Source organism: Sphingomonas canaveralia (genome assembly GCF_047238125.1).
Taxonomy (GTDB): Bacteria; Pseudomonadota; Alphaproteobacteria; order Sphingomonadales; family Sphingomonadaceae; genus JBDFMH01.
Map to the genome: position 1 here is coordinate 322,500 of NZ_JBDFMH010000001.1, position 14,870 is coordinate 337,369.

Sequence of the window (14,870 nt, forward strand, 5' to 3'; positions counted from 1 at the left end):
CCAGCCGTTGTGCGAGCCGTACTTCGGCGCAGGTCGGAGCCGAGCAGCGGTGCTGTCGAAGATGAGCGCACTGATGAGCATCCCGACTGGGTCTTGGACTTTGCGCCTGTCTAGCCGTGGCCGATGGGGGGGCGAACGCACCCTTCGTCCCGCCGAAGATTAGACCAAAGAAAAAGGCCGCCCTCCCATCCGGGAGAGCGGCCCGATAGCCCGCTGGATGGGCCCGGTTGTTAGTGGACGAAGCGAGCGACCACGTCGCGATAGCTGCGGCTCACCTTCACCTGCGCGCCAGAGCCCAGCACCAGGAAACATTCGCCGTTGGTGTGCGGCTTCACTTCCTTGACCAGATCGAGGTTGACGATGGTGGAGCGGTGGACGCGCTGGAACCGGCGAGGGTCGAGCCGCTTTTCCAGGTCCTTCATGGTCTCGCGCAGGATCAGCGTATTGTCGCCGGTATAGATGCACATATAGTCGCCGGCGGCGTCGATCCGCTCGATGCTGTCGACATCGACGCGGAAGATCTGGCCGCGATCCTTGATGTTGATGAGCTTCTCGAACCGGGAAGAGGCGGGGGCGTCGCTGCCGTCGGCGAAGCCCTCGGCCGCCTCGGGCGCCACTTCGGCCAGCACTTCCTTCAACCGGCCCGCTTCTTCCGATCCGCGCTTCTCGGCCAGCCGGGTGCGCACCAGATCCAGCGTGGCGGCCAGCTTGTCCTCTTCGACCGGCTTCATCAGATAGCCTACAGCCTGCGCCTCGAACGCGCGGATCGCATGGTCCGAATAGGCTGTCACGAACACGAACAGCGGCGGCTCGACTTCCATCAGCCCCTGGATCACCGAGAAGCCGTCGAAGCCCGGCATCTGGATATCGAGAAAGACGAGATCGGGCTTGTGGGTCTTGATGGCACGGATCGCCTCGCGGCCGTTCAGGCAGGTCTCGATGATCTCGACATCCTCGTGCGGCTCGAGCCGCAACTGCAGGCCCTGGACGGCGAGCGGCTCGTCATCGACCAGGATGGTACGGATCGTCGTGCGGGCCTGGGCCCGGCCTGGCTGCCCGCGCAGCGCAGCGTCGCCGGTGGCAGTCGGGGGATTGGTCATGCGGCTTCCTTGGCAAGTTCATTCTGGAAGGGGATCTCGATCGTCACGCCGAAACCCTCCTCTCGGTTCGTGTGGACATCGAAACGATGGTCCGCGCCATAGGCTTGCGCCAGCCTGTCGCGGATGTTCGCCAGTCCGACTCCGGTGGAATAGCTGGGTCGTGCAGGGCCCTCGTTCAAGCCCGGGCCGGTATCCGATACGGTGATCAGCAGCCGCTCGCCATGGCGGCGCGCCTCGACCGCGATCTCGGCGCCCTCCTCCTTCGGGGTGACCGCATATTTGATCGCATTCTCGACCAGCGGTTGCAGCAGCAGCGATGGCAGCCGCGCCTCGGCCGCGGCGGGATCGATCTCGAAGCGCGGCCGCAGCCGCTCCTCGAAGCGCATCTTCTCGATCTCGAGATAGAGCTTCAGCGTCTCCACTTCCTGCGCCACCGTCACCTGCGCGGTCGGCTCGTTGGCCAGCGTGTAGCGCAGGAAGGACGACAGCCGGGAAAGCATCACATTGGCGCGGTCGGTCTGCTTCAGCAGCACCAGCGTCGAGATGGAATTGAGCGTGTTGAACAGGAAATGCGGGTTCAGCTGATAGCGCAGCATCGCCAGCTGGGCGGAAGAGGCTTGCGTCTCCAGCCGCTCCATCTGATCCACCTTCTCTTCCAGCAGCAGGTAGAAGTTGATGCCGTAATAGAGCGCGGACCAGGCCCCCAGGATCGCGAAATCGAGCAGGATCGCGCCCAGGAACTGGATTCCTTCGGGCATCGATCCCGGGCGATAGAAGGTCGCGTGCGCCCAGGTCTCGATGGTGGAGAATGCGGCCGATGCAAACAGCAGGATGACGATCGAGACCGACCAGGTCGTCACGGCCGGCTTGCGGATCAGGCGGCGGAAGATGGCGGCCATCAGCAGCGTCAGCGAATAGCCGGTCGCAGTCGACAGCGCGGTCGGCACGATGAACAACAGGCCCATGCCGTTGGCCAGCCCGCCGAGTGAGCGCAGCGCGAAATAGCCTGCCCACCCGACCGACTGCAGCACCCAGAAGGCGCGATTCTTGTCGTCGAAGAAGGGCTGCGACTTGAGGCCGGGAAATGCCATGGCGCGAACCTAGCCGCATATCGCGACGAAGCGAAACCCCGCGCGTGCGCCGCAGGTGGCGGGGCGGGGCGCGACGCTGTATGCGCGCGGGCCATGACCAGCCAGACGCCGCCGCCCGTCATCGTCCTTGTCCGCCCGCAGCTCGGCGAGAATATCGGCAAGGCGGCGCGCGCGATGCTGAATTTCGGGCTGACCGAGCTGCGGCTGGTGGCCCCGCGCGATGGCTGGCCGAACCCGGATGCCGGTCCTGCTGCCAGCGGTGCCGATCGCGTGCTGGCCGATGCCGCGCTGTTTCCGGATCTTGCGGCCGCGGTCGCCGATTGCACCCATATCTATGCCACCACGGTGCGCCGCCGCGGCGTCACCAAGCCGGTCGTCACACCCGAGCAGGCGGCGCGCGCGATCCATGCCGGGCCGGGCCGGTCCGCCTTGTTGTTCGGACCCGAACGATCGGGCCTGGCCACGGAGGATGTGGCGCTCGCGCGAACGATCGTCACCGTGCCGATCAATCCTGAATTCGGCAGCCTCAATCTCGCGCAAGCGGTGATCCTGCTCGCTTATGAATGGTCGAAGGGAGTGGCGTTGGCGCAGCCGCCGCTGATCCCGGCCGAGCCGCCGGCCACTCAGTTCGAGCTCGACGGGATGATCGATCAGTTCGACACGATGCTGGATGCCGCCGGCTATTATTTTCCGCCCGATCGCAAGCCGGTCACCCGCCGGATGATCCGCACGCTGCTGACCCGCCCGGCCTGGACCGCGCAGGAGGTGCGCACCGTGCGTGGCATGCTCTCCGCGCTCGCCGTCCCGCACCCCCGCGAATCGTGACGCCTTGATATCCAAGCATAGTCTGTCAAACTGACCACTTTATTCTTCGGAGATGTAAGATGTCGCGTGCGCTGATTCTCGCTCTTCTTGTCGCGTCCACTCCGGCTCTGGCCGAGCCGCCGACCAAGCCTGCCGCGCAGGACGGGGCCGCCGCCGAGAAGGTCATCTGCCGCCGCATTTACGAAACGGGATCGCTGGTGAAGAGCAAGAAGATCTGCCGCACGAGCGCGCAGTGGAAGGCGGAGAGCGTCGCCGCGCGCGATGCCGCCTCGCAGTTCCAGAACGCGCCGGCCAGTTCCGGCAGCAACTGATCGGTCAGCCGGCGCGCTCGTCGAAGCGATCATATTCATAGGCGATCGACGCTTCGACCAGCCGGTCCCAGAGATCAGCCACGACCGCGTCGGGCACGCCGTGGGCGCGCGCATGATCGCGTGCCTGCGCGATCACGCGCGCCTTGCGCTCCTCGTCGCGCACCAGCCCCCGTTCCGGCTTGATCCGCGCGGCCGCATCCATGAAACGGAAGCGCCGGCCCAGCAGCGCGACAAGCTCGGCATCGGTCGCGTCCACGCCTGCGCGGACCTCGGCCATCGTGGTGCATCGATCGGGAGATATCATGGGCGCCGTCCATAGGGTCCAAACCCGGTCAGGTCGAGGATCGTGATTGGCGTGGACCCTCGACAGCGCCGCCGCCGCTGTCGACCTTGACGGGGAAGCCCACCGCGGCTAAGCGCCCCGCTTCGCAATTGGCCCCGCACGCTCGGTGAAGCGGTGGCCCTGCCAGACTTGTCGTCACGGTAGCGCGGTTCCGGGTACAACCGGCGGCCCCCGCGGGTCGTCGCCACGACGCAATTGAAGGAATGATGCATGTCGAAGCGCAACAGCGCCAAGTACAAGATCGATCGCCGCATGGGCGAGAACATCTGGGGCCGCCCCAAGAGCCCGGTCAACAAGCGTGAATATGGCCCCGGCCAGCACGGCCAGCGCCGCAAGTCCAAGGTGTCGGACTTCGGTCTGCAGCTGAAGGCCAAGCAGAAGCTGAAGGGCTATTACGGCGAGATCACCGAGAAGCAGTTCAAGAAGAACTACACCGAAGCATCGCGCATGAAGGGCGATACCTCGCAGAACCTGATCGGCCTGCTCGAGCGTCGCCTGGATGCGATCGTCTATCGCGCCAAGTTCGCGCCGACGATCTTTTCGGCCCGCCAGCTCGTCAGCCACGGCCATGTCCGCGTCAACGGCGTGAAGTGCAACGTCGCCTCGCGTCTGGTGAAGCCGGGCGACGAAGTGACGCTGGGCAGCAAGGCGCAGGAAATGGCGCTGGTGATGGAAGCGCAGAGCCTGCCGGAGCGCGACATCCCCGATTATGTCGCGACCGACGGTGCCGCCAAGGTCACCTTCGTGCGCGTGCCGACGCTGGACGAAGTGCCTTATCCGGTGAAGATGGAGCCGAACCTGGTCGTCGAGTTCTACTCGCGCTGATCCGGCCTTCCAGCTGAAATCCGAAAAGGGCGGTCCTTGCGGGCCGCCCTTTTTCGTGGCTCACATCCCCATCGATGCGCGCAGGAAGGTGTCGCTCTTGGCCAGCAGGTCGGTCCGGGCCTCGGCTGTCTCCAGGCTGTGGGCCAGCCCCGGATAGACGATCAACTCATGCTTCTTGCCCGCGGCGCGCAGCCGATCGGCCATCTCGCGGGATTGCTTGATCTCGACATTCTGATCCATGTCGCCATGTGCGAGGAAGACGGGCGCCTTGATCGTCGCGGCGTTCTGCAGCGGAGATGCGGCGCGGCTGTCGGGGGTATTCACGAATTCCTTCACTGCGTAGAAATTCGAATAGCCGCGGTTTTCCTCGATCGTGAGATTGAAGTCGGTCACCGGCGCGATCGCCACCACCGCCTTGTACAGATCCGGCGCGATCACGGCGGATTGCAGGGCCGCATAGCCGCCATAGGACCAGCCGACGATCGCTAGCTTCCCGGGATCTGCGATCCCTTCGGATACCAGCCACTTGCCGGCATCGACGACGTCACCGATTGCAGAGCGCCAGGATTTGAAGGCGTTCGTTTTCAGCCAGTCGTCGCCATAGCCCGCCGATCCGCGATAGTTCGGCTGCAGCACCGCATAGCCGCGCGCCGCATAATATTGCGCCAGCCAGTCGAACCCCCAACTATCGCGTGCGCTCGGCCCGCCGTGCGGCATCACGATCGTCGGCAGATTCTTGGTCTTGCCGACCGGTAACGTCAGATAGGCGGGCACCTGAGTGCCGTCTGTGGTGCGATAGGTGATCGGCTTGACCGCGGCCAGTGGGACGCCGGCAAGCTGCGGCCTTGCCAACATGAGTTTCTGCAGCTTCTTGGCGCTGCGATCGAACAGGAAGTAATTACCCGGATCGACGTCGCTGCCCGCCCACAGCAACATCTTGCTGGCGTCCAGGCTGGCATCGATCACTTGCACCTGCGGCAGGCCCGGCAACGCCTTCGAAAGCGATGAACGCATCGCGGCGACGTCCTTGTCGAAATATTGGGTATTGCCCGAATCGTCGGTGTAGTTAGCTCCCACGACGCGCAAGTTGCGTCCGATCGTGGCGACGCCATCCACATCGACCTGCGGGTTGGCGTAAACCAGCGTCTCGGTAAGATTGTCGTCCAGCGTGATCGAATAGAGCGCCTGCCGGCCATTCAGCTTCTTCAGGCCATAGACGAGGTTGCGTTCGGGATCGACCGCATAGGGGTTGAATCCGCTCTGGCTCGTCGTGTCGAAACTGCTGAGCTTGAGCCATTCCCGGGAGTTTGCCGGGCGGTACAGATAGTTGATGGTCGGCTTGCTGTAGCCGTCGATCGTACGTTCACGGGTGCCCATGATGCGCACTGTGCCGCGCCCGTCGGTAATATATTCGACGGCCTGGACGCGGGGCTGCTCGACGACCGTTCGCTTACCTGTCGTCACGTCGATCCGCTCGACGCCAAGGCCTTCGCGCATCTTGTCCACCAAGGAACCGACCCGCGATTCCGGCACGAACCAGCGCGCCATCATCACGGCCTGCCCGTCGCCTGGTAGCCAGTCCAGCACCCAGCCGCCGCCGAAGTTGCGATACTCGGCATTCTCGGACGGCCGGTCCGAAAGCATCTTGATGTTGCTGCCATCGGCATCGACCGCGATGACGCGCGTTGATCGCGCCAGCATCGTTGCGCCGCGCGCGACCGCGTTGATGTTCTGCTGCACACGCTGCAGCGCGCTGATCTGGCAGGCGAGCCGGACGTTCGAAACCCAGCCGCAGCGATCGATCACCAGCGGATTGCCGTCCGCGGCAGTCGCCACCTTGGGTTGCCCGGGGTTGGCCAAGTCGACCGTGTAGACCGTGTTGCCCTTGCCCTTGCGCGGGCCGATATAGGCCAGCTTCGTCCCGTCGGGCGAAAGCGATATCCCGTTGACCTGATCCAGCGCGCCGAACTTCGCTGCCATGTCGTCGGGCGCGGCTGCCACCAGCAGCGCCATTGCCGCGGCGCCGAGCGCCAATCTTTGCTTGAGCATATCCCCCCCGAAACAAACGCTTGCCGGCGATGCTGCCCTGTCTGCCCGTCTCTTTGCAAGCCCGTCCTTGAACCTGTCATGCAGCGCTGCCATCTGGCGCGGCTTGACCGCGCTTCGCGAAGGACGCCGCCCGTGACAGACCGCCGCCAGCCCGCCGAATGGGCCCCGCACGATTGGGTGTGGATCGGTTTTCCCAGCCATGCCGAGCTGTGGGAGGACGATCTCGAGCCCGCCCAGGCCGAAGTCGCCGCCTTCGCGCGCGCGGTGCATGCCGATGGCGCGGGCGAACAGATCGTGCTGGTCGCCGCGGACGAGCTCGCCGCCGAACAGGCGCGCGCGCTGGCGGGGCCGGGCATCGCGGTGGAGGTCCACCATTTCGGCGATATCTGGCTGCGCGATACCGGGCCGATCATCGTGGCAGAAGGCGGCCGGCCGCTGGCGATGGATTTCGCGTTCAACGGCTGGGGCGGCAAATATGATCTGCCCGGCGACGATGTGATCGGCCGCAAGCTCGCCGCCGAACAGGGCATGGCCTGCGTCACGCGCGATTGGGTGCTCGAAGGTGGTGCGATCGATACGGACGGGACCGGCCTGGCCGTCACCACCACGCAATGCCTGCTCAACCCCAACCGCAACCCCGACCTGTCGCAGGACGAGATCGCCGCACGGCTCGCTGCCGATCTCGGCCTGTCGCGCATCCTGTGGCTGGGCGATGGCCTGGCCAACGACCATACCGACGGCCATGTCGATAATCTCGCCCGGTTCGTGGCCGAGGGGGTGGTCGCGATCCCCGAGCCCGCGGGCGAGGGCGATCCCAACGCTACGGTCTATCGCGATGCCGCGGATCGCGCGCGCGCCTTCGGGCTGGAGGTCGTGGGCCTACCCTCGCCGGGGCTGGTCGAGCGTGACGGCGTGGCGATCCCGGCTTCGTACATGAACTTCTACATCGGCAACGCTGCGGTCGTGATCCCGCTCTATGGTGCTGCGAACGACGATGCCGCGGTTGCCGCGATCGGCGCGCTGTTCCCGGGCCGCACCGCGATCGGCTTTCGCGCCGACCATATCCTCACCGGCGGGGGCAGCTTCCACTGCATCTCGCAGCAGATGCCGCGCATCGGAGCCTGAGCCATGACCGAGATCACCGTGGCCGCCCTCCAGCTCGCGCTGACCGACGATGCCCAGGCCAACATCGCAGCCGTGTCCGATCTGGTGCGCGAGGCGGCGGGCAGGGGCGCGCAGGTGGTGCTGCCGCCCGAACTGTTCGAGGGCCATTATTTCTGCCAGGTCGAGGATGAGGGCCTGTTCGCGCGTGCCCAGCCGACCGACCGCCACCCCGCGGTGCTGGCGATGCGGCCGCTCGCGGCCGAGCTCGGCATCCACATCCCCACCAGCTTCTTCGAGGCGGATGGCCCGCACCATTACAACAGCCTGGCGATGATCGGGCCCGATGGCGCGGTGCAGGGCGTCTATCGCAAGAGCCATATTCCCGATGGCCCGGGCTATGAGGAGAAATTCTATTTCCGCCCCGGCAATACCGGCTTCAAGGTGTGGCCCACGCCTGCGGCCACGCTCGGCGTCGGCGTCTGCTGGGATCAATGGTATCCCGAAACTGCGCGCGCGATGATGCTGATGGGGGCGGATCTCCTCTTCTATCCCACCGCGATCGGCAACGAGCCGCACGATCCCTCGCTCGATACCTCGCGGCTGTGGCGGCGCGCGATGATCGGCCATGCCGTGTCCAACGTGGTGCCGGTGATTGCCTCCAATCGGATCGGCACCGAGAACGGCATGACCTTCTACGGCCACAGTTTCATCTGCGACGAACGCGGCGATATGCTGGCCGAGTTCGGCAAGGACGAGACCGGCGTGCTGGTCGCCACGATCGATCTCGCTCGCGTGAAGCGCCATCGCGCCGCCTTCGGCTTCTTCCGAGATCGCCGGCCCGAACTCTACGGGCGGCTTACCCAGGATATCTGAACGCGCGCCAACCGCGCGGCCATGGATCGTTCAACTGCCGCGGTGCATTCCGGCCCTCGCAGACATTCCTGCCCAGTATCGGAGACTCGCCATGCGCAAGACCTTGCTCGCCCTCATCGCCGCTTCGACCGTCGCGGTCGCGGTGCCCGGCGTCGCCAGCGCCCAGGCCTGGCAGCCCATCAACCAGCGCCAGCAGAACCTCGATCGCCGGATCGATCAGGGCATCCGCAACGGCGCCCTCACTCGCCGCGAGGCGCAGAATCTGCGCGCCGAATTCCGCGACATCGTCCGGATCGAGGCGCAGTATCGCCGCTCGAACGGCCTCCAGCCGCGCGAACGCGTCGATCTCCAGCGTCGCTTCGATCGCCTTAGCGCCCGCGTCTGGGTCAACAAGAACGACCGCCAGAACCGCCCGTACCGCTAAGCCCCGCCGGCCCCTCCCTCGCGGGGGAGGGGCCGGCGCTGCAGTGGGGCAATGTCCCGATTCGGTGGAAGGCCACATCAACCTGCTTGCAGCATCGCCTCCCCGATCTCATCATCGAAGGCGAAAGCCGTCGCTGCCGGCGGTGTCCCGGCGGCGCTCGATCTTCTCGTGCTGCGGGCGCCAGCGCTTCGAGCCAATCGGTCACCAGCAGGCGCCGAACGCCTCCCGAAAGGCGCGAAAGCGTCTCGGATTTAGCCTTGTTGCGCGGGCGATTGCGCCGGGGCAGCGCCATCGGTGCGGCTGGCACGCAGGATCGCGGCGAGTTGCTTCCTGATCGCCCCACCGTTCAAGTGCTGCTCGGCACCCTGATGTCCTTCGCGGGAAAGAACCTTCGCGATCGCGCTGGCATCTTTGAGTTGGCCTTCGCGGGCGAGTTCAAACGCGCGCTCGATGATCGTTACGGGACCGGACATGCAGCTTCAATAATCAAATTCCGCCATGCGGCAAGACTGCCGACAGCGCACACGCACAAATTGCGGGGCGAAGGTGTGCGAGCGGTCGTAGCGGGCCGGGCTGAATGTCCCGCTATTGGTGGATTGCGGTCCGGCAGCTTTCGGCGCTAGCCTGGCGTCAGCAGACATTCTGAGGTGACCGTGCAGCGCGAAGTCTGGTTCCATAAAGTGGCGTGGAGCTACATACCGTGTCACTGGAAGGGCTTCGCGATGATGGCTGCCATCATCTTCCCGACTGTTGTGGCGATCATCGTTGGGCAGATGGTGTTAGGCAGCCTCGGTTATGGCGATGTTGACTGGCTGCCACTCGCCATCTTCATACCCGCGCTGCTGATCCTCCTCCGTATCGCGAAGCGACATAGCTGAACAATCGGCCGCTACACGTCTCTGTCAGCATCATGCTCGACGGCGGTGATTGGGCGATTGCGGACTTTCCGTCCTTCCCTTCACCGCCGCCCCCTGATGCGCCGCAGCAGTTTCCATCCGCCCAGCAGCGCCACCACCCCGCCTACGATCACGCCGCCGATCCCCGCCATCGCCCACAGCGCCGAGCCGAGCAGGATCATCATGAAATCGACAATCGCCATCGTGAGGCCGACCATCAGCCGGGCCCGATCGCCACGGCGCGCGCGAATACCGCGTCGAACATCTCGGGCGTCAGCCGGCGGGTATTCTGGTTGTAGCGTGAGCAGTGATAACTATCGATCAGCACCACGCCCGATGGCAGCGTATGTTCCGCCAAGTGCGCGAAGCGCGCCTTCGGCAGCCGCCCGCCCAGCGCCTTCACGGCGGACTGGTGCGCGATCTGGCCCAGCGCCACCACCACCTTCAGCCGCGGCAGTGCCTCCAGCGGCGGCACCAGAAACTGGCGACAGGTGCGGATTTCCTCCGGCGTCGGCTTGTTCTGCGGCGGCAGGCAGCGCACCGCGTTGATGATCACCGCACCCGTCAGCGCCAGCCCGTCGTCGGGCCGCGCTAGATACTGGCCGGTCGCCAGCCCATGCTTCAGCAGCGTCTCGTATAGCAGCACGCCCGCGAAATCGCCGGTGAAGGGGCGTCCGGTGCGGTTGGCGCCCTGCATTCCCGGCGCCAGCCCCACGATGGCGAGCCAAGCCTGCGGATCGCCGAACACGGGCACGGGTGCGTTGAACCAGTCGGGATGCGCCAAGCGCTGTTCCTCGCGGAACGCGGCCAGGCGCGGGCAAAGCGGGCAATCGGGCGAAGGTTCGAGCGGCGTCATCCGTCTGCTCTAAAGGCATTTGCGAGCGAAGGGAAAAGGCCCGCCGTCGCCCTTGCGAACGCAGGGGCCTATGGCTCTCCGATCGGCCAGACCGTCCCGGCACAGCGCCGACCCATGAATGTGCCGCCCTCCGATCCCCGGGTGCCCCATTCAGACAGCCATGGATCCCTGCCTGCGCAGGGATGACGCACCGGAAATCAGCGCGGCCGCGTCGGCTCGCAGAAGCGGCGCGCCCATTCGGCCGGCGACATATCCAGTCCACGGGTGCGCGCATGCGCCATCTCGGGCAGCGTCGTCATGCACGCCAGCCCGAACAGGCCGACCGCCGACACGCAGGATCCCTTCCGTTCCTGATCGATCGGCTTGGCGGGCGCGGCGGACATTCTGGGCATTCCTCGTCTGGATCGGCGCGGCCTGGCCGCACGATCACGATGCCCCGCTACGCCGCATCCGCACCGCACAATTGGATGGAAACGCCATGCCGATCGACCGATCGACGAACTGCATGCGGGGGCCGACCGCGGACAGGCGTGCGCTTGCCATCCACGCGCCCTGCCGCCACGGTCCGAGGATGGATCTCGATGCGCTGCTCCACCATTATTTCGGCACCACCGATCCCGCCACGCTGGACGATGCCAGCTTCGAACGCGGGCTGGAACGGGCCGGCACCGATCTCGGTACCGAACAGGAACCGGGCCGCCGCTTCGCGCTGTGGACGCTGCTGCACGCGCTGGGCGATGCGCCCGATCCCGCCGCCACGTTCAAGGATCCGCGCCTGCGCGAGGCGGCCCAGCGCTACGCCCTGCTGGCGGCCCGGATCGACGAAAACTGATCGAGACGCTGTCTCCGGCCCAGGCGCGGCGAATCGCGCTGGCCGCGCAGGGCTTCGGCGCGGCTGCGCCCGCTATGGTTGGGCCGCTCCAGCTGCGGCGCACGGTCGATCGGCTCGGCCTGCACCAGATCGACAGCGTCAATGTTCTGGTTCGCGCCCATTATCTGCCTGCCTTCTCGCGGCTCGGCAGCTATGATCGCGGCCTGCTCGATCGCGCGGCCTGGGGTGCGCGCCGCGAACGCCGGCTGTTCGAATATTGGGCGCATGAAGCCTCGCTGCTTCCACTGGAGATGCACCCGCTGCTGCGCTGGCGGATGGCGGAGGCGGATCGCGGGCAGGCCGGCTGGGCCAAGATGCGCCGCTTCGCCACCGAACGCCGGGCGGAAGCGCTGGCGTTGCTCGATCGGGTGCGCGACACCGGCCCGATGGCCGCTTCCGATTTCGATGGACCGAAAGGGGCGGGCGGCTGGTGGGGCTGGGGCGAGACGAAGGCTGCGCTCGAATGGCTGTTCTGGGCGGGCCACCTGACCACCGCCACCCGCCGCGGCAGTTTCGAGCGCGTCTATGATCTGCCCGAACGTGTGATCCCCGCCGCGATCCGTGCGCTGCCCACGCCCGATCCCGCCGATGCGCGCGCCGCGCTGGTGGATCGCGCCGCCCGCGCGCTCGGCATCGCCACCGAAATCGAACTGCGCGACTATTTCCGGCTGCGTCCTGACGACACGCGCGCCGCGATCGATCGGCTGGCGGAGGAAGGCGCGCTGCTGCCGGCATCGGTGCCAGGCTGGCCGCGCGCGTGGGTGCACCGCGAAGCCCGCCGCCCGCGCCGAATCCGCACCGCCGCTTTGCTGGCCCCGTTCGATCCGCTCGTCTGGCATCGTGATCGGGCCGAGCGGCTGTTCGGCTTCCGCTACCGGATCGAGATCTATGTGCCCGCCGATCGCCGCCAGCATGGCTATTATGTGCTGCCCTTCCTGCTCGATGAGGCGCTGGTCGCACGCGTCGATCTGAAGGCCGATCGCCAGGGCGGGCGGCTGCTGGCCCGCGCGATCCACCTCGAACCCGGCGCCCCGCCCGAGACGCGCGATCGGCTGGGCGTCGAACTCGAACGAATGGCGGCCTGGCTCGGCCTGGATGGCGGCGTGGCGGTGGCGGCATGAAGCGGCTGGGCGCAGTGCTGGCCGGCGGGCGGTCCAGTCGCTTCGGCAGCGACAAGGCCCGGACGCTGCTGGCCGGGCGCGCGTTGATCGATCATGCGCTGGCCGCGCTTGCCCCGCATGTCGAGGCGCTGGTCGTCTGCGGGCGGGACTGGCCGGGGGTCGCCAGCCTGCCCGATCGTCCCGCACCGGGCCTCGGGCCGCTCGGCGGGCTGGCGGCGGCGCTGCATCATGCCGGCGCGAACGGGTTCGATGGCGTGATCGCCACCGGTTGCGACATGCCGGTGCTGCCGCACGGGCTGGTCGATCGCCTGGTCGGGCCGGATGCCGCAATCGTCGCCGGCCATCCGCTGATCGGCTGGTGGCCGGCATCGCTGGGCCAGGATCTCGATCATCTGCTGGCGGCCGACGGCAGCCGCGCGATCCGCGCCTTTGCCGATCGCGTCGCCGCCCGCCGCATCGATGCCGCGCCGGGCACGCTGCCCAACATCAACACGCCGGCCGATCTCGCCGCGCTGGCGCAGCGCTGGCCGGCATGAAGCGCGCCGCCGCCTGGATCGCGCTCGTGGCGGGGCTCCTCGCGCTCGCCGCATTCGCGCTGAAGGGGCCGGATCGCGTGTCCTCCGCCCTGCTGGCGGGCACCGAGGGGCGCCCGCTCGATCCGGTGCAGCGCGGGGCGATCGCCTTCTACGGTGCCGATTTCGGCGGGCTGTCGCTCGCCGCGCTTGAAAGCCATGCGGTGCCCTGGCGGCTGGTCGCGGCGGCGCTCCTGCTCGATGCGCGCGATGCTGATCCCGCCGTCCGGCTCGATCCCGCCGCGCTTGCCGCCACCATGGCCCGGTTCGGCTTCCTGTCGCCCGCCGCCATCGGCAACTGGCCCGCCGGCGTGCCCGCGATCCGCTCCACGCTGCCGCTCGGCTTCACCCATGGCGATCTGCCGCTGGTGCGCGGGCTGCCGGTGCGCGTCGCCAATCTCGGCTGCGCGGCCTGCCATGCCGGCGTGATGTGGCGTGCGGACGGCACTCCTGATCCGGCGCGCGCCTGGCTCGGCACGCCCAACAGCTCGCTCGATCTCGAAGCCTATACGCAAGCTGTCTTCCGCGCGATGCGCCGACAGACGCGCGATCCTGATCGGCTGCTGGCCGCCGCCGCCACGCTGTTCCCCGATATGGGCACGGGCGAGCGGCTGGCGCTGCGGCATCTGGTCCTGCCACGCGTGGCCGATCGGCTGGCGGCGCTGGCCGGGCAGGATCGGCCGCTGCCTTTCCCGAACGGCACCCCCGGCAGCACCAACGGCATCGCCGCGCTCAAGCTGGCGCTGGGCGTGCCGCTGGCCGGCGGCGGGGCGGGGGAGGTGGGGTTCGTCTCGATTCCCGATGTGGGCAATCGCAACTGGCGCAGCAGCCTGCTGGCGGACGGTGCCTATGCCGTGCCCGGCCGGCCGCGCAACGCGCCCACCACCGCCGCCGATCTCACCCCCGCCCATGCCAACGCGCAGGCGGCGATCACGACCTTCTTCACCGTGCCCAGCATGGGCGTCCATCCCGATCGCGCGATCGACAGCCTGCCCGCCGCGCGCGACGTCACCGCCTTCCTCGCCCGCTATCGCCCGCAGCGCTTCCCCGGCCCGATCGATCGCGCCGCCGCCGCCGCCGGCCGCACTCTCTATGCCGGCCGCTGCGCCGCCTGCCACGGCGCCTATGATGGGTCGCTGGATGCGCCAAGGCTGCTGCGCTTCCCGAACTGGATCGGGCTGGTAGGTACCGATCCCTTGCGTGCCCGCCTGCTCGATGCCCGGCTCGCCGCCGCAGTCGCCGCCTCGCCCTATCGCGACAAGGTCGCGCCGGCGTCGACCGGCCGCTATGCCGCGCCCCCGCTCACCGGCCTCTGGGCGAGCGCGCCCTATCTCCACAACGGTTCGGTGCCGACGCTCGCCGCGCTGCTCGACCCCGCGGCGCGGCCGGTTCGTTTCAAGGTCGGCGGCCATGCGCTGGATTTCGCTGCGGTCGGCCTGCGCCTCACCCCGGCGGGCGACTATCCGCCCGGCTATCGCCCCTGGTCCACCCCCGCTTGGATCGATACCCGCCTGCCCGGCAAGGGGGCGGGCGGGCATGATCACGGCAGCGACCTGTCCGCGATCGAAAAGCGCCAACTGATCGAATATCTGAAGCTGCTGTAAGCCTC

At 67.4% G+C, this 14,870-nt stretch carries 19 protein-coding genes; 11 read left to right on the forward strand and 8 right to left on the reverse strand.

Going from position 1 to position 14,870, the window contains the following annotated elements:
• Positions 1 to 230: 230 nt before the first annotated feature.
• Both ABC347_RS01560 and ABC347_RS01565 read right to left on the reverse strand, forming a co-directional pair.
• Positions 231 to 1,100 carry a LytR/AlgR family response regulator transcription factor gene (locus ABC347_RS01560; RefSeq protein ID WP_413244029.1) on the reverse strand — a complete coding sequence of 290 codons (870 nt, stop codon included), beginning with the start codon at positions 1,098 to 1,100 and terminating at the stop codon, positions 231 to 233.
• A complete protein-coding gene (locus ABC347_RS01565) occupies positions 1,097 to 2,191 on the reverse strand; it encodes a sensor histidine kinase (protein WP_413244030.1) in 1,095 nt (364 codons plus the stop codon). Before ABC347_RS01565 ends, ABC347_RS01560 begins: the two co-directional genes overlap by 4 nt.
• A 93-nt stretch (positions 2,192 to 2,284) precedes the next feature.
• Between ABC347_RS01565 and ABC347_RS01570 the strand changes: the two genes are divergently transcribed.
• Both ABC347_RS01570 and ABC347_RS01575 read left to right on the forward strand, forming a co-directional pair.
• Complete coding sequence (locus tag ABC347_RS01570; protein WP_413244031.1) at positions 2,285 to 3,016, forward strand: RNA methyltransferase; 732 nt, start codon at positions 2,285 to 2,287, stop codon at positions 3,014 to 3,016.
• Positions 3,017 to 3,075: 59 nt separating this feature from the next.
• Positions 3,076 to 3,327: a hypothetical protein gene (locus tag ABC347_RS01575; RefSeq protein WP_413244032.1), complete on the forward strand. Its 252-nt coding sequence runs from the start codon at positions 3,076 to 3,078 to the stop codon at positions 3,325 to 3,327.
• A gap of 4 nt (positions 3,328 to 3,331) precedes the next feature.
• On the opposite strand, the gene ABC347_RS01580 is transcribed toward ABC347_RS01575, so the two are convergent.
• Complete coding sequence (locus ABC347_RS01580; protein ID WP_413244033.1) at positions 3,332 to 3,604, reverse strand: chorismate mutase; 273 nt, start codon at positions 3,602 to 3,604, stop codon at positions 3,332 to 3,334.
• A gap of 276 nt (positions 3,605 to 3,880) precedes the next feature.
• Between ABC347_RS01580 and rpsD the strand changes: the two genes are divergently transcribed.
• The gene (gene rpsD / locus ABC347_RS01585; protein ID WP_413244034.1) at positions 3,881 to 4,495 is read left to right on the forward strand and encodes a 30S ribosomal protein S4; all 615 of its coding nucleotides are present in this window, start codon (positions 3,881 to 3,883) and stop codon (positions 4,493 to 4,495) included.
• A 60-nt stretch (positions 4,496 to 4,555) separates the two neighbouring features.
• Here rpsD and ABC347_RS01590 read toward each other — a convergent pair whose 3' ends face one another.
• The gene (locus ABC347_RS01590) at positions 4,556 to 6,544 is read right to left on the reverse strand and encodes an alpha/beta hydrolase family protein (RefSeq protein ID WP_413244035.1); all 1,989 of its coding nucleotides are present in this window, start codon (positions 6,542 to 6,544) and stop codon (positions 4,556 to 4,558) included.
• Between the two features lie 132 nt (positions 6,545 to 6,676).
• Here ABC347_RS01590 and ABC347_RS01595 point away from each other — a divergent pair, with 132 nt between their 5' ends.
• From ABC347_RS01595 to ABC347_RS01605, 3 genes are all read left to right on the forward strand, one after another.
• Positions 6,677 to 7,669: an agmatine deiminase family protein gene (locus ABC347_RS01595; protein WP_413244036.1), complete on the forward strand. Its 993-nt coding sequence runs from the start codon at positions 6,677 to 6,679 to the stop codon at positions 7,667 to 7,669.
• 3 nt (positions 7,670 to 7,672) lie between these two features.
• Entirely contained in the window at positions 7,673 to 8,521 is an 849-nt protein-coding gene (gene aguB, locus ABC347_RS01600; RefSeq protein ID WP_413244037.1) for an N-carbamoylputrescine amidase, read from the forward strand.
• 91 nt (positions 8,522 to 8,612) lie between these two features.
• Positions 8,613 to 8,945 (forward strand): hypothetical protein, encoded by a 333-nt coding sequence (locus tag ABC347_RS01605; protein ID WP_413244038.1) that lies wholly within the window; start codon positions 8,613 to 8,615, stop codon positions 8,943 to 8,945.
• A gap of 251 nt (positions 8,946 to 9,196) precedes the next feature.
• Here the strand turns inward: ABC347_RS01605 and ABC347_RS01610 are convergent, their stop codons facing one another.
• Positions 9,197 to 9,418, reverse strand: a complete 222-nt coding sequence (locus ABC347_RS01610) for a hypothetical protein (RefSeq protein ID WP_413244039.1) — start codon at positions 9,416 to 9,418, stop codon at positions 9,197 to 9,199.
• A gap of 174 nt (positions 9,419 to 9,592) precedes the next feature.
• On the opposite strand from ABC347_RS01610, the gene ABC347_RS01615 reads away from it, so the two are divergent.
• A complete protein-coding gene (locus tag ABC347_RS01615; protein WP_413244040.1) occupies positions 9,593 to 9,823 on the forward strand; it encodes a hypothetical protein in 231 nt (76 codons plus the stop codon).
• 80 nt (positions 9,824 to 9,903) lie between these two features.
• Here ABC347_RS01615 and ABC347_RS01620 read toward each other — a convergent pair whose 3' ends face one another.
• The 3 genes from ABC347_RS01620 to ABC347_RS01630 form a co-directional block, all read right to left on the reverse strand.
• The gene (locus ABC347_RS01620) at positions 9,904 to 10,059 is read right to left on the reverse strand and encodes a hypothetical protein (RefSeq protein WP_413244041.1); all 156 of its coding nucleotides are present in this window, start codon (positions 10,057 to 10,059) and stop codon (positions 9,904 to 9,906) included.
• Positions 10,059 to 10,697, reverse strand: a complete 639-nt coding sequence (locus tag ABC347_RS01625) for a uracil-DNA glycosylase (RefSeq protein WP_413244042.1) — start codon at positions 10,695 to 10,697, stop codon at positions 10,059 to 10,061. The genes ABC347_RS01620 and ABC347_RS01625 overlap by 1 nt, the downstream gene beginning before the upstream one ends.
• Positions 10,698 to 10,894: 197 nt before the next feature.
• On the reverse strand, positions 10,895 to 11,080 hold the full coding sequence (locus ABC347_RS01630) for a hypothetical protein (RefSeq protein WP_413244043.1): 186 nt from the start codon (positions 11,078 to 11,080) through the stop codon (positions 10,895 to 10,897).
• A gap of 122 nt (positions 11,081 to 11,202) precedes the next feature.
• Here ABC347_RS01630 and ABC347_RS01635 point away from each other — a divergent pair, with 122 nt between their 5' ends.
• From ABC347_RS01635 to ABC347_RS01650, 4 genes are all read left to right on the forward strand, one after another.
• Complete coding sequence (locus ABC347_RS01635) at positions 11,203 to 11,529, forward strand: hypothetical protein (RefSeq protein ID WP_413244044.1); 327 nt, start codon at positions 11,203 to 11,205, stop codon at positions 11,527 to 11,529.
• A gap of 74 nt (positions 11,530 to 11,603) precedes the next feature.
• Positions 11,604 to 12,689: a winged helix-turn-helix domain-containing protein gene (locus tag ABC347_RS01640; RefSeq protein ID WP_413244045.1), complete on the forward strand. Its 1,086-nt coding sequence runs from the start codon at positions 11,604 to 11,606 to the stop codon at positions 12,687 to 12,689.
• Positions 12,686 to 13,225, forward strand: a complete 540-nt coding sequence (gene mobA, locus ABC347_RS01645) for a molybdenum cofactor guanylyltransferase (protein WP_413244046.1) — start codon at positions 12,686 to 12,688, stop codon at positions 13,223 to 13,225. The genes ABC347_RS01640 and mobA overlap by 4 nt, the downstream gene beginning before the upstream one ends.
• Positions 13,222 to 14,865, forward strand: coding sequence for a c-type cytochrome (locus ABC347_RS01650; RefSeq protein ID WP_413244047.1), 1,644 nt, complete (start codon positions 13,222 to 13,224; stop codon positions 14,863 to 14,865). The genes mobA and ABC347_RS01650 overlap by 4 nt, the downstream gene beginning before the upstream one ends.
• The last annotated feature ends 5 nt before the right edge of the window (positions 14,866 to 14,870 follow it).